At 68.9% G+C, this 23163-nt stretch carries 19 protein-coding genes; 5 read left to right on the top strand and 14 right to left on the bottom strand.

The window, feature by feature from the left end; translation table 11 throughout:
* Positions 1–91: 91 nt before the first annotated feature.
* From ASE31_RS07745 to ASE31_RS07715, 7 genes are all read right to left on the bottom strand, one after another.
* The gene (locus ASE31_RS07745) at positions 92–757 is read right to left on the bottom strand and encodes a response regulator (protein WP_057200979.1); all 666 of its coding nucleotides are present in this window, start codon (positions 755–757) and stop codon (positions 92–94) included.
* A gap of 43 nt (positions 758–800) precedes the next feature.
* Positions 801–1817, bottom strand: a complete 1017-nt coding sequence (locus tag ASE31_RS07740; RefSeq protein ID WP_057200978.1) for a tripartite tricarboxylate transporter substrate binding protein — start codon at positions 1815–1817, stop codon at positions 801–803.
* Between the two features lie 149 nt (positions 1818–1966).
* On the bottom strand, positions 1967–3277 hold the full coding sequence (gene hpnE, locus ASE31_RS07735; RefSeq protein ID WP_057201070.1) for a hydroxysqualene dehydroxylase HpnE: 1311 nt from the start codon (positions 3275–3277) through the stop codon (positions 1967–1969).
* Positions 3274–4086 carry a hypothetical protein gene (locus ASE31_RS07730; protein ID WP_057200977.1) on the bottom strand — a complete coding sequence of 271 codons (813 nt, stop codon included), beginning with the start codon at positions 4084–4086 and terminating at the stop codon, positions 3274–3276. The genes hpnE and ASE31_RS07730 overlap by 4 nt, the downstream gene beginning before the upstream one ends.
* A 23-nt stretch (positions 4087–4109) precedes the next feature.
* Positions 4110–4949, bottom strand: coding sequence for a presqualene diphosphate synthase HpnD (hpnD, locus tag ASE31_RS07725; protein ID WP_057200976.1), 840 nt, complete (start codon positions 4947–4949; stop codon positions 4110–4112).
* A gap of 126 nt (positions 4950–5075) precedes the next feature.
* Positions 5076–6392, bottom strand: a complete 1317-nt coding sequence (locus ASE31_RS07720; RefSeq protein WP_057200975.1) for an HD-GYP domain-containing protein — start codon at positions 6390–6392, stop codon at positions 5076–5078.
* A gap of 128 nt (positions 6393–6520) precedes the next feature.
* Positions 6521–7417, bottom strand: coding sequence for an amino acid ABC transporter substrate-binding protein (locus ASE31_RS07715; RefSeq protein WP_235514338.1), 897 nt, complete (start codon positions 7415–7417; stop codon positions 6521–6523).
* A 470-nt stretch (positions 7418–7887) separates the two neighbouring features.
* Between ASE31_RS07715 and ASE31_RS07710 the strand changes: the two genes are divergently transcribed.
* Entirely contained in the window at positions 7888–11499 is a 3612-nt protein-coding gene (locus ASE31_RS07710; RefSeq protein WP_162261383.1) for an AAA domain-containing protein, read from the top strand.
* Between the two features lie 29 nt (positions 11500–11528).
* On the opposite strand, the gene ASE31_RS07705 is transcribed toward ASE31_RS07710, so the two are convergent.
* Together ASE31_RS07705 and ASE31_RS07700 are read right to left on the bottom strand one after the other, a co-directional pair.
* Positions 11529–11960 (bottom strand): hypothetical protein, encoded by a 432-nt coding sequence (locus ASE31_RS07705; protein WP_057200972.1) that lies wholly within the window; start codon positions 11958–11960, stop codon positions 11529–11531.
* 102 nt (positions 11961–12062) lie between these two features.
* Entirely contained in the window at positions 12063–12947 is an 885-nt protein-coding gene (locus ASE31_RS07700; protein ID WP_057200971.1) for a LysR family transcriptional regulator, read from the bottom strand.
* Between the two features lie 101 nt (positions 12948–13048).
* Here ASE31_RS07700 and ASE31_RS07695 point away from each other — a divergent pair, with 101 nt between their 5' ends.
* Positions 13049–14410, top strand: coding sequence for an FAD-dependent oxidoreductase (locus tag ASE31_RS07695; RefSeq protein ID WP_057200970.1), 1362 nt, complete (start codon positions 13049–13051; stop codon positions 14408–14410).
* A 41-nt stretch (positions 14411–14451) separates the two neighbouring features.
* The gene (locus tag ASE31_RS07690; RefSeq protein ID WP_057200969.1) at positions 14452–15429 is read left to right on the top strand and encodes a tripartite tricarboxylate transporter substrate binding protein; all 978 of its coding nucleotides are present in this window, start codon (positions 14452–14454) and stop codon (positions 15427–15429) included.
* Between the two features lie 117 nt (positions 15430–15546).
* Here the strand turns inward: ASE31_RS07690 and ASE31_RS07685 are convergent, their stop codons facing one another.
* The 4 genes from ASE31_RS07685 to ASE31_RS07670 form a co-directional block, all read right to left on the bottom strand.
* Complete coding sequence (locus ASE31_RS07685; protein ID WP_057200968.1) at positions 15547–16125, bottom strand: hypothetical protein; 579 nt, start codon at positions 16123–16125, stop codon at positions 15547–15549.
* Positions 16126–16198: 73 nt separating this feature from the next.
* Positions 16199–17599, bottom strand: coding sequence for an L-serine ammonia-lyase (locus tag ASE31_RS07680; RefSeq protein WP_057200967.1), 1401 nt, complete (start codon positions 17597–17599; stop codon positions 16199–16201).
* Between the two features lie 380 nt (positions 17600–17979).
* Positions 17980–18456 carry a hypothetical protein gene (locus ASE31_RS07675; protein WP_057200966.1) on the bottom strand — a complete coding sequence of 159 codons (477 nt, stop codon included), beginning with the start codon at positions 18454–18456 and terminating at the stop codon, positions 17980–17982.
* A gap of 35 nt (positions 18457–18491) precedes the next feature.
* Positions 18492–19685 (bottom strand): MFS transporter, encoded by a 1194-nt coding sequence (locus tag ASE31_RS07670; protein WP_157412396.1) that lies wholly within the window; start codon positions 19683–19685, stop codon positions 18492–18494.
* Positions 19686–19916: 231 nt separating this feature from the next.
* On the opposite strand from ASE31_RS07670, the gene ASE31_RS07665 reads away from it, so the two are divergent.
* The gene (locus ASE31_RS07665; RefSeq protein WP_235514336.1) at positions 19917–20867 is read left to right on the top strand and encodes a LysR substrate-binding domain-containing protein; all 951 of its coding nucleotides are present in this window, start codon (positions 19917–19919) and stop codon (positions 20865–20867) included.
* 23 nt (positions 20868–20890) lie between these two features.
* On the opposite strand, the gene hpnC is transcribed toward ASE31_RS07665, so the two are convergent.
* The gene (gene hpnC, locus ASE31_RS07660; RefSeq protein ID WP_057200964.1) at positions 20891–21781 is read right to left on the bottom strand and encodes a squalene synthase HpnC; all 891 of its coding nucleotides are present in this window, start codon (positions 21779–21781) and stop codon (positions 20891–20893) included.
* Between the two features lie 158 nt (positions 21782–21939).
* On the opposite strand from hpnC, the gene ASE31_RS07655 reads away from it, so the two are divergent.
* The gene (locus tag ASE31_RS07655) at positions 21940–23154 is read left to right on the top strand and encodes an efflux RND transporter periplasmic adaptor subunit (protein WP_057200963.1); all 1215 of its coding nucleotides are present in this window, start codon (positions 21940–21942) and stop codon (positions 23152–23154) included.
* Positions 23155–23163: the final 9 nt, after the last annotated feature.

Raw genomic sequence — 23163 nt, 5'->3', positions numbered from 1 at the left:
GCAAAGAACAAGTACCTCGGCCGCCGGGCCGAGACCCGGCCTCCGCCCTCAAGCAAGGCATGCAGCAACCATAGCCAATGAGCAGAAGCCATCACTCCTGCTCCAACGCATACCCCAACCCACGCAGCGTAGTGATCCTCACCCCACTCCCATCCAACCGCTTCCTCAACCGATGCACAAACACCTCGACGGCTTCGGGATGCACATCCTCATCATCCGAAAACACCCGCTCCAGAATCTGCTGCTTGGAAAACGGCTCCCCACTGCGCTGCACCAGCACCCTGAGCACCGCCTGCTCCCGCGGTGACAAGGCCAGCGGCTCGCCATGCAGCACGAACTGCTTGCGCGCACCATCGAACACCAGCGGCCCGCAGGCCAGGCGCGGGTGCTCGGTGCCGCGCGCGCGGCGCACCAGGGCGTGCAGGCGGGCCTCCAGCTCGGCCAGCTCGAAGGGCTTGGCCAGGAAGTCGTCGGCCCCGGCGTTGAGCGAGCGCACGCGCTCGTCGAGTGAGTCGCGGGCGGTCAGGATCAGCGCGGGCAGGCGCTGGTCGCGCGCGCGCAGGCGCTGCAGCACGGCGTGGCCGTCCAGGCCGGGCAGGCCCAGGTCCAGCACCAGGGCATCGTGGTCGCGCTGCTGCAGCGCGCGGTCGGCCAGGCGGCCGTCGGTCACCCATTCCACCTGGATGCCCGCGTGCTCCAGCGCCCGGCTCAGCCAGGTGCCCAGGGTGTGTTCGTCTTCGGCCAGAAGGATGCGCATGGTGGTGGGATGCTACCCGTGCGCCGGCAGTGCGGCGGGGTTCTCAGTCTGGCTTCACCTTGGCGCGCAAGAGCACCTTCTTCCACCGCGCCTGCTCGGCCGCAATGAACTGCGCGAACTGCGCTGGCGTATCGCCAATGGCTTCGGCCGCGTCGGCGTTCAGGCGATCCAGCGAGCCCTGCGATTTGACGGCCTTGGCGGTTTCGGCCGCCAGCTTCTCGAGGTTGGCGGGCGCCAGGTTGGCCGGGGCCAGCATGCCGTACCACTGCGTCATCTCGAAGCCGGGGAAGCCCTGCTCGGCCACCGTGCCCACGTCGGGCAGCTGCGGCAGGCGCTTGGCCGAGCCAGTGGCGATGCAGCGCACCTTGCCCGACTTGATGAACGGCAGGATGGCCGCCGCACCCACGGCCGAGGCATCCACACGGCCCGAGAGCAGGTCGGTCAGCATCGGGCCGGTGCCCCGGTAGGGCACGTGCAGCATGAACACGTCGGCCGTCATCTTGAGGTATTCGAACGCCAGGTGGCCGGCGCTGCCATTGCCGGCGGAGCCGTAGCTCAGCTTGCCGGGCTTGGATTTGACGTAGGCGATGAACTCGCGCAGGTTCTTGGCAGGCACGTCGGGGTGCACCACGTACAGGCTGGGCACCTTGGCCAGCAGGCTCACGGGCTTGAAGTCCTTGTTGGGGTCGTAGGGCAGCTTGTCGAAGATGTACGGGTTCACCGCCAGCGTGCCGATGTGGCCCAGGATCAGGGTGTGCTGGTCTTCCGCACGCGCCACTTCGGACATGGCGATGTTGCCCGCCGCACCGGGCTTGTTGTCCACGAACACGCTCTGGCCCAGGGTCTTGGAGAGCTCGGCCGCCGTGGAGCGGGCCACGATCTCCGAGCTGCCGCCGGGTGCGAAGGGCACCACGAAGCGGATGGACTTGGCGGGCCAGGCGGCCTGCGCCTGCGCCAGGCCGGGCAGCAGGCCGGACAGGCCCAGTGCGCCCCCGGCGGCCAGGAACTGGCGGCGCCGTGCGTCCAGGGAGGATGGATCGTGGTGGTCGTGTGCATGCATGGGGGTTGTCTCCGTCAAAAGCAAAGCGGCCCGAAAGAAAAATGGCCTGCGCCGATGGTGGCGCCCGGCGGCTTTCGGAATGCTGTCAGTCGGGGCCCATCCTGGGCCTGCAGGGTGCATATCGTCTCGGGGTTTTCCCGAGGTGGTCATCAATGCGCCGAGGCCAGTGCGCCAGCCGCCGTGCCGCACAGCACCGCGCCTTCCAGCGTGGCGGGGTAGGGTCCGCCCACATAGTCGCCGCAGGCCACCAGGCCCGGCGCCACCTGCAGGCCAGGGCGTGCTAGGCCGGGCGTGCAGGCAAAGGTGGCGCGCTTTTCCACCACCGTCTGCAGGGGCTGCAGCGATGGCAGTCCCAACTGCTCGGCGGCCTGGCGCAGCACCTGTTCGGTGACCACCGCGCGCTCGCCGGTGCTGGCGCTCACCACGAAGGCCAGCACACCGTGCAGGCCGTCGAGCTGCCCGCGGTCGAACACGAACTGCGCGGGGTGTTCTGCCGTGTTGCGCAGCGCCAGCATGGGCTGCGCCAGGCGCGCCCCTGCGCCATGCGCATAAACGGTGGTGATGGCTTCGAAGCGCAGCGCATCGGCCGCAGCGCACCACTGCTGGCGCGCTGCATCGCGCGCCGCTGGCAGGCCCGTGGCGCCGGCGATGAGGCGGCTGGCCTCCCAGGGCGGGCAGGCCAGCGTGATGTGGTCGTAGGGGCCGGCGAAGTCCGTGCCGTGCACTTCCCAGCGGCCATCGGCCTGCTGCGCGATGCCCTGCACGCGCTGCCCGGCATGCACCGCACCGCCGTGCTGCGCTGCCAGCCAGTGTGCTGCGGCTTCGGGGAACAGTGCGCCCAGGTTCACGCGCGGCAGCAGCAGGTTCGATCCGCCGCGGCCGCTGAACAGGCTGTCCTGCAGCACGCGCAGAAACACCTGGCCGCTGGCTTCGTGGGCGGGGGTGTTGAGGGCCGAAACGCACAGCGGTTCGATGAACTCGGCGATCAGCCGCTGGGGCAGGCCGGCGCACAGCTGCGCCACCGAGGTGTGTGGCGCGCAGCGAAAGCCACCCAGTTGCCAGCCGCTGGCCGCGCGCAGCAGTGCCAGCCTGTCGCGCCATCGCCAGCCGCGCGCACGCGCGATGCCCAGCAAGGCGTCCAGGGGTGGGGCCAGGTCGGGCAGGGCCAGGCCCGTGCCGTCGGGGAACTGCAGCGTGAGCGGCAGGCGCAGCAGGGCAGCACCCGCATCCACGCCCACCAGGCGCATCAGGCGCAGGCTTTCGGTGTAGGCACCGATGAGGATGTGCTGGCCGTTGTCCAGCGTGGCGGGCGTGCCGTCGGGCAGGGTGGCCTGCACGGCGCGGGCGCGGCCACCCACGGTGCGTGCGGCCTCGAGCACGGTGACGGCGTGGCCGGCCTGCGCGTGTGCGATGGCCGCGGCCATGCCGGCCCAGCCCGCGCCGACGACGGCGATCTTCATGAAGCGGAAGGCCGGGGCTTGGCTGCGGCGGCAGGCCTGGTCGCCAGCGCTGCCTTGCACTGCGCCTGCACATCGGCCGGTGCGGTGCGCAGCACGGCCGGGTCTGCGCAGCGATCACGCAGCTCGTTCTGGGCCGCGCGGTGGCCGGCCGATCCGGCATGCGCGAGCAGGCGCAGCCCGGCCAGGCTCATCTCGGCGGCCGCCGATGGCGAGGGCGCGGCAGCCACCGGCGATGGCTGTTGCGCCGTGGCACCGGCCTTGACCGGCACGGGGTTGGCAGACTGCGGCAGTGTCCTGGCGCCATGCACCTGGGGCATGCGCTCGATCACGCTGAAATCGCCGGTCTTGCCCGCCTGCGCCACCATGCGCTGATACAGGTTCATCATGGCCGCCGTGTCGGTCCCCGTCAGGCTGGCGGCGGGCTTGGCCAGGTACATGGCCACTTCGGGCGGCAGCGCCGCATTGACGGCGCTGAACCCATGGGCAGCGCCACCTGCAGCGTCGGCATTGCCTGCTGCCTTGCCTCCCGCCCGTGCGGCATCGTCGGCCAGCGTGGCGGCGCCTGCACCGGCAGCCGCCGCCTTGCCGGCCGTACCGGCAGCCTCGCCAGCGGCCCCGGCTGCACCTGCTGCCCCGGCGGCCTTGCCTGCCGTACCGCCAGCCGCCTTGCCGGCACCGCTGGCGGCCTTGCCCAGCAGGCCCCAGAAGGCGTGTGCGGGCTGGGGCAGGGCGGTGGCGCCCATGGCGAGTGCCAGCAAGGCGGCAGCGACCAGGCGCGTGCTGAACGAGGGAGGCGCAGACCGGTTCATGGCGGGTTTCCCGTGGCGATGGACTACATGCGCCCCAGCGCCTGCACCTTCCACGCCAGCCAGAACTTGCGCAGTGGTGTGAGGCGGATGCGCTGGTGCAGCACCTGGAAGTTGTCGCGCTCGATCTCGCGCAGCAGCGTGCGGTAGATGCTGGCCATCATCAGCCCTGGCTTCTGTGCGCGGCGGTCGGCGTCGGGCAGCAGGGCGAGGGCTTCGTCGTAGGTGCGGTGCGCGCGCTCGGCCTGGAACTTCATCAGCGCCGTGAAGCGGTCGGAATACTGGCGCTTCAAGATCTCGTGCGCCTTCACGTCGAACTGCTGCAGCTCCGACACGGGCAGGTAGATGCGCCCCATCATCGCGTCCTCGCCCACGTCGCGGATGATGTTGGTCAGCTGGAAGGCGCGGCCCAGGGTGTGGGCGTACTGGGTGGTGCGCTCGTCCGTCTGGCCGAAGATGCGTGCCGTGACCTCGCCCACGATGCCCGCCACCAGGTGGCAGTACTGGGTGAGGCCGGCAAAGTCCAGGTAGCGGGTCTGCTCCAGGTCCATCTGGCAGCCATCGATCACGGCCTGCAGGTGGCGCTGCTCGATGCCGTAGTCCGCCACCAGCGGCATCAGTGCCTGCATCACGGGGTGGGTGGGCTGGCCGGCGTAGGCCTTGGCCACCTCGGCCTGCCACCAGGCCAGCTTGGTGCGGGCCACGCCAGGGTCGCTCACTTCGTCCACCACGTCGTCCACTTCACGGCAGAACGCATAGAACGCCGTGATGGCCGCGCGCCGGGGCGCCGGCAGGAACAGGAAGGCGTAGTAGAAGCTGCTTCCTGAAGCGACGGCTTTTTGTTGTACGTACTGCTGCGGTGTCATGGGGGCCGATTGTCCCATGCCGTGGCGGGGTGCCGGCACGGAGGGGGTTGTTGCAGTGGCGGTAGCCCGTCTGTCACAAAGGACGGGCAGCTATGTTTTTTGACGGAGATGCGGTCGCAGCTGAAGTTACAGCCGCTCCACCGCCCAATCACACCAGTTGGCCACGGCCGCATCGCCTGGTGTGGCGCGCTTGTCCAGTTCGGGCCAGCGGCGGTGGCAGGCGTTGAGCACGCTCTGCAGCTGAAACAGCGCCTCGCGGCCCACCAGGGCCACCTCGGCCAGGCCGATGGCATCGCCCTGCAACTGGGCCATCAGGTCCGCCTGGTGCTGCGGGTGCGAGCCGGCTTCCACCAAGGCTTTCTGCAGTGCCATCAGCCGTGCGTCGGCAAACGCGAACGCGCTGCTGGGGGCCATGGCCTTCAGCACGGGCGGGGGCAGGGCGGTCTTGAGCTCGTCCCATTTGATGAAGGCATCTGCCAGCAGCTCGGCCTGGCGGGGCGCATCGTCGCCCAGTGGCATCAGGGTCGACTCGCGGGCCACCTCCTCCTGCAGCAGTGGCAATATGTGCACCACCAGGGCGGCCGGGAACTTGCGGTGGTTGAGCCGCAGCACCAGCGACAGGCGCTGCGCCGGCATGTCCTCGTATTTTTCGTAGAAGCCGGCCACCACCTCGGCCAGCAGCAGGATGCGGCCCATGGGCGAGATGTCGGCCCCCGCCAGGCCGCGCGGGTAGCCGCTGCCGTCCATGCGCTCGTGGTGCTCCAGCACGGCCGTCTCGGCCGCCTTGGGGTAGGCGTTGGTGTCGCGCACCATGAGCATGCTGGTGATCGGGTGCGCTACCAGGTGCTTGCGCTGCACGCCCACCGCCTTGAAATCGGGGTCGTTCCAGGCCGGGTCCATGTGCAGCACGCCCAGGTCGTGCAGCAGGGCGGCAGCGGCCAGCGTCGCGCAATCGCGCTCGGGCATGCCGGTTTTGAGGCCCAGGAACACCGCCACCATCATCATGCGCAGGCCATGCTGGTACAGCTCGGGCCGTTTGTCGCGCATCACCGTGAGCTTGCAGGCAACCGGCCCGGGCAGCGCCAGGGTGCGCAGCGGCGCCAGCAGGCGCACGGCGGAGCCGATGGCCTCGGCCAGCAGATTGACCAGGACATCCTGCGCCGACAGCTCCTGGCCGGTGGCAATCAGGGCCTCCACCGTCACGGGGTTGTCGATGGTCAGGTGCTTGTCGATGGGCTCGCGCAGCTTGTGCTGCACCAGGCGGTCGTACAGGCGGCTGTCGATGCGCGCGCCCTTTTCCACCAGCTTGATCCCGTTGTCGGTGTAGATGGCGGCGCCGGCCACCACCGTGCGCTCGTCGGCCATGTCGGTCAGCGCGCGCAGGTAGTGGGGGCTGTCGCCCGTGTCCACATCGGTGGTCAAAAGGGGATCTGTCGTCGTCATGCAATAGCTACAAATTATTACTATCGACTATAAAACGACCAGAGTCCATCGCCCGCCTGAATTTGGCCAGATGTCAGGAAGTGAGAGTGGGCTTGACGCGGATCAAGCCTCCCGTCATTTTGATTGAATCAAAACGCGATCTGTTCGACGCCAATATCGCTGGGCCTGCGCAGCGCTTCCTTCATGAAGATGCTCATCGGCAGCGTACCCTGGTCCGAGCTGAACCAGCGCTTGTACAGCGTCAGCATTTCGCCGCCCTGGATCATGCGGCGCGTGACGCGGTCCACCAGTTCCTTGAACTTGGGGTCTTCGCGGCGCAGGCCGATGCTGTAGGGCTCCACCGAGAGGCGCTTGTCCAGGAACTGGTAGTCGTCCATGGACTTGCCCAGGCGCGTCAGCGGTATCCAGATGCCCGCATCGTCGGCAAAGGCCGCGTCGGCCTCGCCCTTGGCCAGCGCGTTCACGGCGTCCAGTGTGCTGTCCACCGCCACGTAGTTGAACTTGCGGTTGAAGGTGCGCTCATTGGCCTTGAGCAGGTTCTCGTTGGTGGTCTTGCCCTGCACGGCAATCTTCTTGTTCTGCAGATCGTCCAGCGTCTTGATGCCCGAGTTCTTGCGCACCAGGAAGGCCGACGATGCCACGAAGATGTGGTGGCTGAAGGAAATCTCCTTTTGCCGCGCCGCCGTGTTGGCCGTGCCGCCGCACTCCAGGTCCACCACCTTGTCCTTCACGTCGCTGATGCGGTTCTTGCCGTCCACCAGCAAGTACTTGAGCTTCAGGTCCGGGCGCTTCAACTCCTTCTTGATCTCCTCATAGATCTGCAGGCAGATGTCCACGGTGTAGCCCTGCACCTTGCCGCTCGCGGCGTCCTTGTACGAAAAAGGCAGCGACTTTTCGCGGTGGCCCAGGCGCAGCTCGCCCGAGCTGGCAATGCGCGCCAGCGTGTCCTCAGCCCAGGCAGGGGCGTTGGCCAGCAACAGGGCCGCCATCAGCGCCACGTGGCGCAGCATCGAAACAGATTTCATGGAAGGAAGAGAAGAAAAGGAGTCGGGTGGATGCCCGATGAAAAAAGGCGCCCGAAGACGCGCACCCCAAAACATGCCTTGTGGGCATTGCATGGGCTAGCCCAGCAGTGCGCGGATTGTGATGGGGCTCAAGCAGGTTTACCACTTTCTCGCTGCCCAGGCGTCGGCATTGCGCCACATGGCGGGCTGGCTGCGCTTGATTGCTGTGATACCAGTGAGCGGACACGACGCATTGATCGTTCCGGGGTAGTTCATCGGCAGAACGCCTGGCTGCGGACCACCGGTCTTGCCGGGCGCAACCCCTGCTGCTCAGGGGGCCACCCTGGGCTTGTCGGTTCTAGCCGGGATGCCTCTGCGCGCCGGGTTTTTGTGGCGGCCTGGCACCTGAACCAGCCACTGCATCGGCAAAGCACTGGGAGCGCCGGGCTACCGCATGTAACATGCTTGGCTGCGCGCATTTTTTGATAGCCATGTCCTCCCCCCACGCCAACCACCCCGACGCCGGGGAGGGCCTCGCCGATCTGCCAGCGCCGCACGAAGCCACACAGGGTACGAAAGAGGTTGCCAATGCCATTCCCGCCAAAAAGCCCCATCGCCGCGCAGGCGCTGCCTTTCGCCAGCCGGCCCCTGCTGCGCTGCCTGGCAGCGCCCCGCTAACCGACGGACAGGCAGGCGCTGTGGACCGGGCACCGTTCTCCCTTTCCTTGCCTGGCGCATCGGTCCGGCCGGCGGGGGGGGCCGCCGATACCCCGGCGGCCGCAGCCACCCCTGGCGCGGCGCGGTCCGGCGATGCCGAGGCCGGGGCCGCCCTGGCTGTACTGGAGTTGGCGCCCGCCGCCCCAGCGCACGCCGTGCAAGACTCGGCCCACGCCATCCTGTCGTCCTGGCTGTCGCTGGAGGTGCTGGCCCCACTGGCCTACACCGACCCGGCAACGCTCGTCGGCGGCGACCGTGCGGCCATCGCCAAGGTCGATGGCGAACCCTTGCCGTGGCAGCGGGGCGAGCAGTCCTACAAGCCGCCGTTCAGGCTGTTCTACCTGGTGGTGCTGGGCGAGGTCAGCATGGAAATGTGCATGACCGACCTGCTGGCCTCGTTCGGCAAGGACGAGGAGACGCGCACCTTTCAAAGGCACCGGGCGCCGATCGCCATGGCCATCGTGGACCAGGACGGCCTGCCCGCTGGCCCCGACACCGTTTCCATCTCCAGCTTTGCGTGGGGCGTGCCTGCGGTGCTGCGCGGCAAGGCCGGCACGCTCGCACGCTGGCCCGATGCCGAACGGCTGCTGCGCGAGCAACTGCACCAGCGCCTCGTGCGGGTGGATGGCGGGGGGCGGCCCCTGCCGCTGGACCTGAGGGCGATCCACGACATCCATGCCTGGCTGTGCAGCACCCTGGGCCTGCGCGCCGACCATGTGCTGCCACCGAGCTTCGTGGCGCGGCTGTACCGCCACCCCAAGCTGGAGGGCGCGCCGGATTTGCCGCCCATCAACTCGTTCTACCTCGACGATCTGGCCACGGCGCGCGCCATGGTGGATGCCGGGACCGCGCCCGAAACCCTGCTGCGCTACCTGTCCGTGCTCAAGCCCGCGCCGGCAGTCGATTTGCTCAAGGACACCACAGGCATTGCCGCGCTGATTGCCCCCGCGCGCTTTCCGCCAGCGCGCTGGCCCAGCCGGGGCAGCCACCCGGTGGTGACGCTGCAGCAGGCCGCCGTGAACGCTGCGCGCAGCGAATTTGCCGGTGACAGGCAGGGCATCCTGGCGGTGAACGGCCCCCCGGGCACCGGCAAGATGACCCTGCTGCGCGACCTGGTGGCCCATTGCGTGGAGAGCCGTGCGGCCCGCCTGGTGGAGTTCGACGATCCGAACAAGGCCTTCATCCCGACCGGCCAGCGGTTCCAGGTGGGCGATGGGGAGTTTCTCCACCTGCATGGGCTGGACCCGCGGATCAAGGGCTTCGAGGTGCTCGTCGCATCGAGCAACAACAAGGCGGTGGAAAACGTCAGCCGTGAGCTGCCCGCCGGCCGCAGCATCGAGCCCGGCCCCCGGTACTTTTCCTCCACCGCCAGGGCCTTGCTGTATGGCGAGGAAAAGAACTTCCCAGCCGACCCCGCCGACCAGCCGTGGGGACTGATGGCCGCCGCGCTCGGCAACAGCCGCAACCGCCGGGATTTCCGCCAGCGGTTCTGGCTGCACGAGGACTTCGGCTTTGCCACCTACCTCAAGGCGGCGCGCGGGCTGGACGTGTCGCGGCCGGAGCCCGCCGCAGAGGGCCAGGCGCCCCGCATGGTGGCGCCCCGCATCGTCGCGGCCGAGCGGCCGCTCAGCGGCGATGCGGCACAGCAGCAGTGGAAGCGGGCGCGCAAGTCGTTCATCGAGCTCAAGCATTCGGTCGAGGCCATTCTTGCCCGGCTGGAAGAGGCGCGGACACTGGCCCCCCGGCTGACCCGACTGCACGATGACATCAGCCAGCTGCACGTCAGGCACAAGGCCACCGCCCAGTCGCTGAGCACGGCGGCAGCCGCTTACGCCCTGGCCATCGAGGGCTCCAGCAAGGCCCGCGCCGCCGTCGTGGCGGCCGAGCGCGAGCTGCAGGCCCTGCAGGCGGCCCGCCCTGGTGTCTCGGCGCGGGTGTTCGTCTCGGAGGCGTTTCGGCGCTGGATGTCCGAAGCGTCTGCGCGCGAAGGCGTCCACCGCGAGGCCGTGCGCGCCGAAGCCCAGGTGCAGGCCACGCTGGAAACGGCAGCGCAGCGGCAAAAGGGGTTTGCCGAAGAACTGGGCATGGTCAACGCCCAGCTCGAAACCGCGCAGCGCGAGGAAGAGAATCTGGGCGCCATGCTCAAGGAGGCGTACGCCCGCATCGGTGACCGCTTCGTCGACGAATCCTTCTTTGATCGCGGCCACGAGGCCTGGAACCTGGCCATGCCCTGGCTCAACGACCAGATCCACAAGGAGCGCGAGAAACTGTTCATCGCCGCGCTGGAGGTGCACAAGGCCTTCGTCACCGTGGCCGCCCACAAGATGGAGCACAACCTGGGTGTGCTGATGGCCGCCCTGCAGTCCGGCACCTTCCAGGACGCGGCCCGGCGCCAGTTGCTGCCGGACCTGTGGTCCAGCCTGTTCCTGGTGGTGCCCGTGGTGGCCACCACCTTCGCGTCCGTGCACCGCATGCTGGGCGACCTGGCTCCCGCATCGTTCGGCTGGCTGTTGGTGGACGAAGCCGGGCAGGCCACGCCCCAGGCGGCGGTGGGCGCGCTCATGCGCGCCCGGCGCGCCGTCATCGTGGGCGATACGCTGCAGATACCGCCCGTGGTCACCATCCCCGAGAACCTGGTGAACCAGATCGCCCTGCAGCAGCGCGTGGACCGCAGCCTGTGGTGCGCCCCCCAGGCATCCGTGCAGACCCTGGCCGACAGCGCCAGCGCCATCCAGGCGCGCTTCAGCACGCCCGACGGCACCCGCGTGGTGGGCCTGCCGCTGCTGGTGCGCCGCCGCTTCCAGGAGCCCATGTTCGGCGTGTCCAACGCGATTGCCTACGACAACCGCATGGTGCCGGCCATGGGGCCGGACAGCGCGGGTGATGTCGCCGATGTGCTGGGCCCCTCCGCGTGGTTCGACCCCGACACCAGCTCCACCGCCAGCGCCCCCAAGTGGAGCGCCGAAGAAGGCCAGGTGGTCATGCGCATGCTGCGCAAGCTGGCCCGCGCCGGCGTGCAGCACCCGGATATCTACGTGATCTGCCCGTTCCGCGTGGTGGCGCAGGAAATGCGCCTGCTGCTGCGCGCCGAGCCCCAGCTGTTCGAGCTCTTCGGGGTCGACGCGCGCAAATGGCTCGACGAGCGCGTGGGCACCATCCACACCTTCCAGGGCAAGGAAGCCGAGGCCGTGATCGCCGTGCTGGGTGCCCCCATGGCGGGCGAAAAAGGCGCCCGGCAGTGGGCCGGCGGCGTGCCCAATATCCTCAACGTCATGGCCTCGCGCGCGAAATCGCGGCTGTATGTGGTGGGCTCGCGCACCGCCTGGGGCAGCGTGGGCCATTTTGCGGAGCTGGCCCGGCAGGTGCCCAAGAGGCCGTTCGCGTAGTGAGGGCGGCAGCCTGCCTGCTTGTTCGCTTATTTCTCTTTTGCCGCCTCTTTGAGCGCCACCTGCACGGTGTGCAGCATCTCCTCCAGTGGCGAGGGTTCCTCCCCCTCGTACGACACCGCCGCGCCGAAGTCCTGGGCCAGTGCGCAGCTGACCATCATCACGCAGGCCAGGTCCTTCATGCGGCCACCCCAGGTCATGGTGATGCAGTAGTCGCGGCCACCGGCAATGGCGGCGAAGTCCTCGTCGTCCCCCACCACATCCTGCGCCTCGCTGTAGTGGATCTCGAACCCCGGGCCTTCTGTGCCATTGAGCGTGAAGGGTAGAAAGCCCGAGTCATCGAAGCGCGTGAAGTCCGGGTGCAGTTGCAGGTCGAACCCGAGCCGGTCCAGCGAGGCCTGCAGCGTGGCGCGGTCGGGAACGGACTGGCGTTGGATGAAAGCGAACTGGCTGTTGGACATGGGGCTTCCTTGGTTGGTTGATTATCCGGCCTGTCCTGGCACGTGTGCCTGGGGCCGGACTGGGTGGGTGCCATCGTCTCCCGGTACCACGGCTTCCCACCGCTACTCCAGAAACAGATCGGAAATTACGGACCGCAGCCACCGGTTGGCAGGGTCCTGCTGGTAGCGGTCGTGCCAGTGCTGCTTGATGGCAAAGACCGGCAGCGCGAACGGCGGTGCCAGGGCCTTGACGTCGGCGATGCGCACCAGGGTTTCCGCCACGCGCTGGGGCACGGTCACCACCAGGTCCGTGTTGGCGACCAGCGCGCCGATGCCCAGGTAGTTGGGCAGTTGCAAGGCCACGTTGCGCTCTATGCCGAGCCGTTCGAGTTCTTCCTCCACCAGGCTCTGGCCCGTGCCCGCCCCGGTGACCACCACGTGCCTCTCGCGCTTGAACATCGCCGGCGACAGGCGCGAGCGGATGCGCGGGTGCTGGCTGCGCACCACGCAGGCAAAGTCCTGGTCAAAGAGCTTTTGCTGGTAGAAGCCGGCTTCCAGTTGTGGCATGAAACCCACCGCCAGGTCGGCCTCGCCGGACTCGAGCATCTTGGGCGTCTGCCCCGAGATGTGCGTGATCTGCACGTTGATCCCGGGGGCGATGTCTCCCAGGCGGTTGATGAGTGACGGGAGCAGTGCCAGGTGGGTGATGTCGGTCATGCAGATGCGAAAGGTGCGCTGCGCCCTGGACGGATCGAAGACGGCCCGCTGCCGGGTGATCCCGCGCAGCAGCTCCAGTGCCTGGCGAACCGGCTCCACCAGCGAGGTGGCGTGGGGCGTCGGCAGCATGCCCTCCGACGTGCGCACGAACAGCGGGTCGCCAAAATGCCGCCGCAGCCGCGCCAGCGCGATGCTGATGGAGGACTGCGCAATGCCCAGGTTCTCCCCCGCACGCGACACGCTGCGTGTCTTGTAGACCTCGTCAAAAACGGTCAGCAGTTTCAGGTCCATTATTTGGATTTGCGTTTGGAGGTATTGACGCCATGGTATTGGCGCAATAGTGCCTGCAACCTAGCATTCGGGCAACCCTGCAATCCACGAAAGACAGACCCATGCAAGACGCCCAGCCCGCCACCCTGACCGAACCCAGCCGCAACACGCCCGTCTGGGGTGCATACGATGTCGTTGTGCTCGGAGGGGGGCCTGCGGGCATTGCAGCGGCCACCGCTGCGGCGCGGACCGGCCAGTCCACGTTGCTGGTCGAAAGCTACGGCTTCCTGGGGGGCATGGGCACGGCCGCAGGCGTGACGAACTTCTGCGGCCTGCATGCCAATGTGCACGGCACCATCGAGCGGGTGGTGCATGGCGTTGCCGATGACCTGCTGGCACGCATCGGCGCCCTCGGAGGCCTCAACGAGCCGCATGTGCTCTTTGGCAACAAGATCGCGGCCCAGGCCTATGACAACGCCGCGTTCAAGGTGGCTGCGGACGATCTGGTGCTCGCCAGCGGCGCGCAGCTGCTGTTCCACGCCACCCTGGTCGGGGTGCTGATGAACGGGCCGCAGGAGATCCGTGCGGCACTGATCGAAACCAAGTCCGGGCGCTACGCCGTGCTGGCCCGGGTTTTCATCGACTGCACGGGCGATGGGGACCTGGCGGCGTTTGCCGACGCGCCCTTCGAGAAAGGCACCGACGGGCACGGCATGATGTACCCCTCGACCATGTTCCGGGTCAACGGCGTGGATGCGGCGCAGGCGGGCGATGCCTACAACCACTTCGGCCAACTGATGGACGAGGCCGAAAAGCGCGGGCGCAGGTTCCCGCGCAAGACGCCCATCATCCGCCCGCAGAAGAACCCTGCGGAGTGGCGTGCCAACGTGACCCAACTGGCCAATGCCGATGGCAGCCCGGTGGACGGCACGAATGCCGCGCAGCTCAGCGATGCGGAGGTGCAGGGACGGCGCCAGATCGTCGACTTCTTCCAGTTCCTGCGCGAGTGCGCGCCGGGCTTTCAGAACGCCTACCTGCTGGAGATCGCACCGCAGGTCGGCGTGCGCGAAACCCGCCGCGTGCTGGGCGAGTACCAGTTGACCGAGGAAGACGTGCTGCAGTGCGCGAGCTTTGACGACAGCATCGGCGTCAACGGCTGGATGATCGAGGAGCACGTCGCCGGCAACATTGCCTTCAAGTGGCAGGACATCCCGAACAGCCGCGGCTTCAACCATCTGCCCTACCGCATGCTGCTGCCGCTGCAGGTCGACAACCTGCTGGTCGCGGGCCGGTGTGCATCGATGACCCACATGGGCCAATCAGCTGCGCGCGTATCGGGGGCTTGCTTCGTGATGGGCCAGGCGGCGGGTACTGCCGCCGCGCTGGCAGTCCGGGGTGGCGTCCGTCCGCGCGACCTGCCGGTCAAGACCCTGCAGCAGCGGCTGGAAGCCGACGGCGCCTACCTGGGCCGCGACGCGGCCTGACATCCCTCCCTATTCCAACAAGAACCCCCTGGAGACAATCCATGAAAAGACGCAGCCTGAACATGGCGGCACTGGCCGCTGCATGCAACGCTCTTGTACCTCCTCTGGCGCAGGCCCAGGCGACTTCTGCCTGGCCCACAAAGACGGTGCGCATCCTCGTCGGATTCCCGGGCGGGTCGAGCCCGGACATCGTGGCGCGCAGCCTGGCCGAGCCGCTGTCCAGGGTGCTGGGGCAGGCCGTCATCGTCGAAAACAAGGCCGGGGCGTCGGGCAACATCGCTGCGGACCAGGTGGCCAAGGCCACGGACGACCACACGCTGGGCATCGTCATCAATGGCAATCTGACCTCGGCCAGGATGCTGTACCCGAAACTCCCCTATGACCCCGCGAAGGATTTCAGCTATCTCTCCCTGCTGGCCACGGCACCGCTGGTGCTGGTGGCGCCCGCGAAGGAGCCCGATGGGGCTGCCTTCTTCGCCGCAGCGGCACGCAATGGGGACCGGTGGAACTACGGATCGGTCGGCAACGGCTCGGTGGGGCACTTGGGCATGGAGGTGCTCAAGACCAGGTCCAAGGGTCTGGCACCCATGCACGTACCGTTCAAGGGCAACCCCGAGGTGATCACCGGCTTGCTGGGGGGCGAGATCCAGATGGCGCTGGTGCCCCCGGGCATCGCCATGCCGCAGGTGCGGGCCGGCAAGCTCCGGGCCATCGGTCTTGCGGGTGGGCGCAGCACCGTGGCGCCCGAAGTGCCTTCGCTGGCCGATGCGGGCGTGCGCGACTTCCACCTGGAAGTGTGGACCGCCCTGGTGGGCCCGTCCAGGCTCTCCAGGGCGGCGCAGGACCGGCTGAATACCGAGGTCCCCCGCATCATGCGCAGCGCTGAAACCCGCGAGAAGCTGCTCAACCAGGGCTGGCAGGCCGTGGGCACGGCACCGGACGGCCTGGTCAGCCGCGTCAAGGACGAGGCCGCGATCATGGGCGGCATCATCACGGCCCGGGGGATCCGGCTGGAGTAGGGGCCCGCCACATCTGCCCGGGGGCTCGGCGGGAAGGGTTGGGCTCCCTTGCCCTCCCCACTGCACGGGTATGGGCTCATCTGGACCCGGTGCATTGGTGGCGCACGAAAGACGCCTTCACGCGGGCATGCGCGTGAAGCAGGCCCTGCGCTGCAGCATCTCGTCGGTCTGGCGTGTGGCGATTTCCAGGTCGTAGTAGGTGTGCGGCTCCGGGGGCGGCGGCGAGGGGAAAATGGTCAAGGTGCCGTAGAACGCAGGGCACATGAAATCGCCCGAGAGCACCCACCGGCCGTAGGGAGGGCTGTCGGCCGGATCACGGGTCCAGTACCCCCAGAAGATGGCCAGGGAGCCGGTGGACGCCGTGCGGCGTGCCGCAAGCTGGTTGGCAGTGTCCGGCGAGAAGTCCCCCACCGTGCCGCTGCCCGTGCAGTCGCCGTTGGTGTAGGTCAACGCACCATAGGTTTGGGTGAACAGCGTGGTCTCCTGGCGCACCATGCGCATAACGCTGCGCTGGCTCAGGTTGCTGCTGACCACATGGCAGCCCTGGTGCTGCCAGTCGCCCGCGAGCAGGGCCACGTCCAGCTGCGGGGCGTCATCGCTCCCGCCTCCGCAGCCGGCCAGTGCGGCGGTGATGGCGATCAGCGAGAGGCAGGTTGCAAAGGCGGTGGGTGAAGTGGCAGGGAACAGTGAGGTCATGGCAAAAAGCCCGATTCTGTGGGCCCGTCCGATCCCTGAGAACCCTACCGGAGTAGGGGGCGGCTACCGGGCTTCAGCACTCGACGACGTTCACCGCCAGCCCGCCGCGCGAGGTCTCCTTGTACTTGACCTTCATGTCCGCGCCGGTCTGCATCATGGTCTTGATCACCTTGTCGAGCGAGACCACGTGCTGGCCGTCGCCGCGCAAGGCCATGCGCGCGGCGGTGATGGCCTTGATGGCGCCCATGGCGTTGCGCTCGATGCAGGGTATCTGCACCAGCCCGCCCACGGGGTCGCAGGTCATTCCGAGGTTGTGCTCCATGCCGATCTCGGCGGCGTTTTCCACCTGCTCGGGGCTGCCGCCCATCACGGCGGCCAGGGCGCCGGCGGCCATGGAGCAGGCCACGCCCACCTCGCCCTGGCAGCCCACCTCGGCGCCCGACAGCGACGCGTTCTTCTTGTAGATGATGCCGATGGCACCGGCGGTGAGGAGGAAGGTGGCGATGCCGTCCTCATCCGCGCCGGGCAGAAAGTTCACGTAGTACTGCAGCACGGCCGGGATCACGCCGGCCGCGCCGTTGGTGGGCGCGGTCACCACGCGGCCACCGGCGGCGTTTTCCTCGTTGACGGCCATGGCGTAGAGGTTCACCCAGTCCATCATCGACAAGGGGTCGCGCCGGGCGGCTTCGGACTGGGTGTTCAGGCTCTTGTGCAGCTCGGCCGCGCGGCGGCGCACGTGCATGGGGCCGGGCAGGGTGCCGGTGGCCGCACAGCCGCGCTGCACGGCACGGGCCATGGTGTGCCAGATGGCCAGCAACTGGCGGCGCAACTCGGCGGCGCTGCGCCAGTGCAGTTCGTTGGCTACCATGATCTGACCCACCGCCATGCCGGTGGCCTGGCACTGGGCCAGCAAGTCGGCCCCGGTGCTGAAGGGGTAGGGCAGGCCGTTGCCGTGCCCGGCGGCGCCGGGCCCCGATGCCGCTGCCGAGTTCAGCACGCGCTCGCCCGCCGCATCCGTCACGAAGCCGCCGCCCACCGAGTAGTACTCGCGCTCGGCGATCTTCACGCCGTTGGCATCCAGCGCGTGGAAGGCCATGCCGTTGGGGTGCAAGGGCAGGCTGCGGCGGCGAAACAGCAGGTGCTCCTTTTCGACGAAGGGCACGGCGTGCTCGCCCAGCAGGGCCAGGCTGCGGCTGGCGCGGATCTGGGCAATGGTGGGGGCTATCTGGTCGGGGTCGATGCGGTCGGGCTCGTGCCCGGCCAGGCCCAGCAGCACGGCGGTGTCGGTGCCATGGCCTACGCCGGTGGCCGAGAGCGAGCCGAACAGCTCCACCACCACGCTGTGCACCGCCGCCAGGCCCACCGTGGCCTGCAGGTGGCAGGCAAACTGCCGCGCCGCGATCATGGGCCCCACGGTGTGCGAGCTGGAGGGGCCGATGCCGATCTTGAAGAGGTCGAAAACGCTGACGGACATGGGGTGCTGTGCCTTCAATGGGATACCGGTGGGTTCCGTGAACAACAGCGACGGCCGCATGCCGCCGGCCCATACACAGAGAAGACAGCGATGGCGCGGGTGGCGCCATCGCTGGCCGGTCGATCATGAACAAGACAACATGCGTCTTCGCACACCCAGCACTCTTGGCGCTGGAGTGGGGGCGAGGCTAACCGCACGGCACCGTGGCAGCACACGCGTTATCCCTGAGCGGTTCGACCGGGCACGGGGGCAAGGCCGGTGGCTGCCGTCGATTGCTATGCCTTGGATAGCAACTTGTTGATGCTCCACAACGGTCTCAGGCCATCACGGTGCGTCTTGACAAGGCGTCGCTGGCCTGGCTTGCCGCCCATGAATGTTTCTTACACAGCGCTGCTGTCTGCCCTGTGCGCCACCACCAGTGCAATTTCAACCAGGGGTGCCGCAGCCGCCTGGCCTGCCGCGCCGGCCGCAGGGGGCTGTGGCCGTGCCAGCGAATGGGCGTGCACCGCCGGTGGTGCCACCTGCTGGCGGGCCAGGCCGCCGGCCATCCAGCTGCACACCATGCGCCTGGCGTCCGCTATGCGGGCGGGGTCGCGCACGAACAGCTCGCACGAGAGGGTGCGGTGCCTGTGGCTGCCGGCCTCGCGCAGCAGGCGGTCGGCGGCGGCCAGCACCTGGGCCAGGCTGTGCTCCAGATCCTGTGCGGGCGAGGGTGTTGCAGCGGTGTTCAGGCAGGTGATGCGCAGGCACAGCGAGGTGGGCGCGTGGCGCACGCCCACACGCAACCGGGCCACCACGCGCGGTGCTGTCGCGGTCGGGCTGGCGGCGGGCGGGGCGGTGCTGCAATCGATGGCCATGGTGCTGTGATTCGGGTCGCGTTGTGTTCGTTCCGTCAGTCCAGCGTGCCCAGACGGCGGGCGCTGGCGGCCACGGCCCCCAGCAGACCCGCCAGCAGCAGCAAGGCGGCCACCAGGCTGGTGCCGTGCGCCACGAAGCCGATCAGCGCCGGGCCCATGAGCACGCCGGCATAACCCATGGTGGCAATCGCGGGAACCGCCAGGCTCTCCGGCATGGCGTGCTGCCTGCCAGCGAGTGAAAACAGCACCGGCACGATGTTCGAGCAGCCCAGGCCCACCAGCGCAAAACCGGGCAGGGCCAGAGGCCAGGTGGGCGCCAGCGTGGCCAGCCCCAGGCCGGCAGCGGCCAGCAGGGCGCCTGTGAGCACCGTGCGCTGCGGGCCTATGCGGCGGACCCAGCGGTCCCCGGTGAGGCGGCCCACCGTCATGGCCGTGGCGAAGGCGGCATAGCCCAGGCCCGCGCGCTCGGCGGGCATGCCCTGCACCTGGGTGAGGAACACGGCGCTCCAGTCCAGCATGGCGCCCTCGGCCAGGAAGAGGATGAAGCACAGCGTGCCGATGAACAAGACCACGCCCGTGGGGCGGGCGAAGGCCGGGCCGCTCTGCGCGCCGCCGCCGGCCAGGAAATGTGGTGCCGCCAGCGCCAGCAGTGCCAGCACCACGGCCGCCACGGCGGCGGTGGCCTGACCCAGCGAGGTACCCAGCACACCCAGCAGCACGATCATGCCGCCGGCCCCTGCCACACCGCCCAGGCTGAACAGCCCGTGAAAGCCCGACATCATGGGCCGGCCACTGGCCCGCTCGACGAGGATGGCCTGGATGTTGCCCGCGCAGCCCAGCCCGCCGATGCCCGCGCCGAACAGGAACAGCGCCACGCCCAGCCAGGGCGCCGTGGGCGCCAGGGCCAGCAGCGGCAGGCTGGCGCAGACCAGCAGCGCGGACGCCACCAGCACCCGCCGGCAGCCCCAGCGCGCGCTGAGCGCACCGGCCAGCGGCATGGAGACGATGGAGCCTGCGCCCATGCACAGCAACAGCAGGCCGAGTGTGGCCTCGTGGAGGGACAGCTGTGCCTTGGTGAAGGGCACCAGCGGCGCCCAGGCCGCCATGGCAAAGCCGCTGATGAAGAAGGCCACGCGCGTGGCGTGCGCCGCTGCCCGGCTGGCGGCCAAAGGGCGTGCCGGGGCCGTGGCAGAGATCGGTGCGGTTGTGCTTGCGCTGGAAGCCGTCATGGTGGGCAGGGGGATAGCCAGTGTGGCGCCGTTGGATGGCGGGGCGATGACGCTGCGACCATGCCCTGGGCTGGCGGGAGGGCTTTGCACCGGTGGTGGCCGGGCGGGCCGTTGCGCAGGCATGTCGCAGGCCCGGCACATGATGAGCAAATCTAACCAGTTGTGTCCTTGCATGGGGCCGATGCTACGCAGTGGCGCTACGGAAGACTATCGACAATAATTCGCAAACTCATGAAACCAGCTCATGCCAAAAATGGTCACGCCGTCCCGGGCTCGCCCCGCCGCCTGCCGCCGCTGAACATGCTGCGCGCCTTCGAGGCGGCAGGCCGGCTGCTCAGCGTGACGCAGGCCGCGCACGAACTGTCGGTGACGCAAAGCGCCGTCAGCCACCAAATCAAGGCGCTGGAGGAATGGCTGGGCGTGGCCCTGGTGCAGCGCGAGGGGCGGGGCCTGGCGCTCACGCCGCCGGGCGCTGCCTACCTGCCGGGGCTGACCAGCGCGCTGGACCTGATGGCCCGGTCCACCGCCGGCATCAAGCGGCCCACGCGACGCAACACGCTGGCGGTGAATGCCACCTCCACCTTCGCCACGCAGTGGCTGATCCCGCGCCTGGCGGCGTTCTGCGCGCAGATGCCGGGGCTGGATGTGCAGCTCGTCACGACGGTGGGGCATCTGGACTTCGAGCCGGCGGACTATGACGTCTCGATCCGCTGCTTTGCCGATGGCGAACTGGCGCTGCTGCAGCAGCGCACACCCTGGCGCGGCATCCGTGCGGGTGCGTTTCTTCCCGATGTGCTCACCCCCGTGTGCAGCCCCGCGCTGCTGGCGGGCGCCAAGGCCATCCAGGCGCCACGCGATCTGGCGCGGCACACGCTGCTGCACAGCCGCTCGACCCCGCTGGTGTGGCAGCAGTGGCTGCAGGAGGCGGGCACGCAGGACATCCAGCCCGCCGGCGACCTGGTGTTCGACCATGCCCACCTGAGCGTGCAGGCCGCCATCCAGGGCCTGGGCGTGGCGCTGGGCAACCCGCGTTTCCTGGGCGAGGCGCTGGCCAGCGGGTTGCTGGCCATGCCTTTCCCGCAGCTGCTCTCGGGCGACAAGAAGTATTACTGGATGCTCTCGCCACGCGCCGCGCAGGATGCGGCGTCGGTGGCGTTCTGCGACTGGCTGGCGGTGGCCTGAGCCGCCCGCCGGGCATTGACCGCTTACATCACCAGCGCCCGCCCCAGCATCACGCACCAGTCCCAGGGATTGAGCTTGGGGCGCGTGTGCAGGCTGGCGCCCCTGAGGGCCTGCACCTTGTCCAGGATGCGCAGGCCGCCTTGTACCACCAGACGCAGCTCCCAGCCTGCGCGGCCGGGCAGGCGGTGCACCAGCGGCGCGCCGCGCAGCATGCTGGCGCGGGCCCAGGCGGCGCAGTCCAGGATCAGGCGGGCGTTCTCTGGCGTGCTGCGCAGCTCCAGCAGCTCGGCCTGGCAGGCGCCGTGGGCAGCGCAGTCCTCGCGCGGCAGGTAGTGGCGTCCGCGCGGGATGTCCACGCTCAGGTCCTGCCAGAAATTGGCCAATTGCAGCGCGGTGCAGATGTCGTCGCTCTGCGACAGGGCCTCTTCCCCGTCCACGCCGTACAGGTGCAGCAGCAGCCGGCCCACGGGGTTGGCCGAGCGGCGGCAGTAATCGACCAGCTCGGTGCGGTCGGCGTAGCCGTCGGCATCGCGGGTTTTTTCCACGTCCTGGGCAAAGGCGCTGAGCAGGTCGGCGAGCAGCGGCACGGGCAGGTGGTGGCTGACCAGCACGGCCTGCAGCGGCACGAACACATCGGCCCAGCGGGGCGAGGGGGCATGGCCCTCGGCGATGGCCGAGAGGTCTGCGTTGAACGCGGCCAGATCGGCCAGGCGCTCGGCGGGTGGGGCATCGCCCTCGTCGGCGATGTCGTCGGCCGTGCGTGCGAAAGCGTAGATGGCGGCGATGACGGGGCGCAGGTGCGGCGGGCACAGCAGCGATGCGACGGGGAAATTTTCGTAATGCGTGACCGGCGGGGCCACTGCGGGGGCGGTGGATGGGGCGGCAGCGGGCGAGGTGCTTGGGGTGGGGTTCACGGCATGGATTGTCGCTTGACAAGGCGGAGACGTTCTCATAGATTACTAACCAGTCAGTCAGTAACTTGTTTTGTCAGTGTTAACCCTGAACGACCTGGCGGTCGTGGGGGTGGCGCTGGCCGACCTTCGTGTTGCCCTTTTCATTCACCGGATTTTCCATGCGCACACCCTCCGCTTCGCGGCCCATTCACCGGCCCTCCAGGTTTTTGTTGCTGGCGGCCTCGGCCCTGGTGCTGGCCGCCTGCTCGCGGCCCGCCCCGCCCGAGGAGCCGGTGCGCTCCGTCAAGCTGATGACGGTCGGCGTGGGAGCATTGCAGTCGCAGGTGGAATACGCCGGTGAGGTGCGTGCCCGCGTGGAATCGCGCCTGGGCTTTCGCGTGGCGGGCAAGATCGTGCAGCGCCAGGCCGAACTCGGCCAGCGCGTGAAGGCTGGCGACGTGCTGGCCCAGCTGGACCCGCGTGACTACCAACTGGCGGCCGACTCGGCACGTGCGCAACTGGCTTCGGCCACCACGCAGCGCGACCTGGCGGCAGCCGACTACAAGCGCTACCTGGCGCTCAAGGACCAGAACTTCATCAGCGGCGCCGAGTTGGAGCGCCGCGACGCGACCTTGAAGGCCGCGCAGGCCACGCTGGACCAGGCGCGCGCGCAGCTGTCGTCGCAGGGCAACCAGGCCACCTACACGCGCCTGGTGGCCGACGTGTCGGGCGTGGTCACGGGCATTGAGGCCGAGCCGGGCCAGGTCGTCTCTGCCGGCACGCCGGTGGTGCGCATCGCGCAAGACGGCCCGCGCGACGTGGTGTTTGCCGTGCCCGAGGACAAGGTCGCCCAGATCGCCGTGGGCTCCGACGTGGCCGTGCGCGGCTGGTCGGGCGGTGCCGAGCTGGCGGGCAAGGTGCGCGAGGTGGCGGCCAGTGCCGATGCGGCCACGCGCACCTTCCAGGTCAAGGTGGCCATCGAGGGCAAGGATGCACCGGCGCTGGGCGCCACGGTGTACGCCCAGCCCAAGGCGCTGGGCCATGCCGGCGTGGTGGCCATCAAGCTGCCCACCAGCGCGCTGCGCCAGGAGGGCCAGGCCACGGCCGTGTGGGTGTACGACGCGGCCACCAGCACCGTCAAATCACAGGTGGTGCAGATCGCCACGGCCGACGGCAACGATGCCGTGGTGGCCGCAGGCCTGACCCCCGGCATGCAGGTGGTGGCCACGGGCGTGCACGTACTCTCGCCTGGGCAGAAGGTCATGATCTACCAGCCCAAGTCGAGCGGTGCCCCTGCGGCCAAGGCGCAGACGGCTGCCGGCAATGTGGCGCTGCCTGCAGCGCCCCCCGCGCCAGCGGCGACGCCCGTGGCTGCGGCCCCTGCTTCCAGGTAAGGGCCCGCC

It is taken from the genome of Acidovorax sp. Root217, assembly GCF_001428645.1.
Taxonomy (GTDB): domain Bacteria; phylum Pseudomonadota; class Gammaproteobacteria; order Burkholderiales; family Burkholderiaceae_C; genus Acidovorax.
Note: the sequence above shows the minus strand (reverse complement) of the source record. Positions and strands in the feature narration are given on the sequence as shown.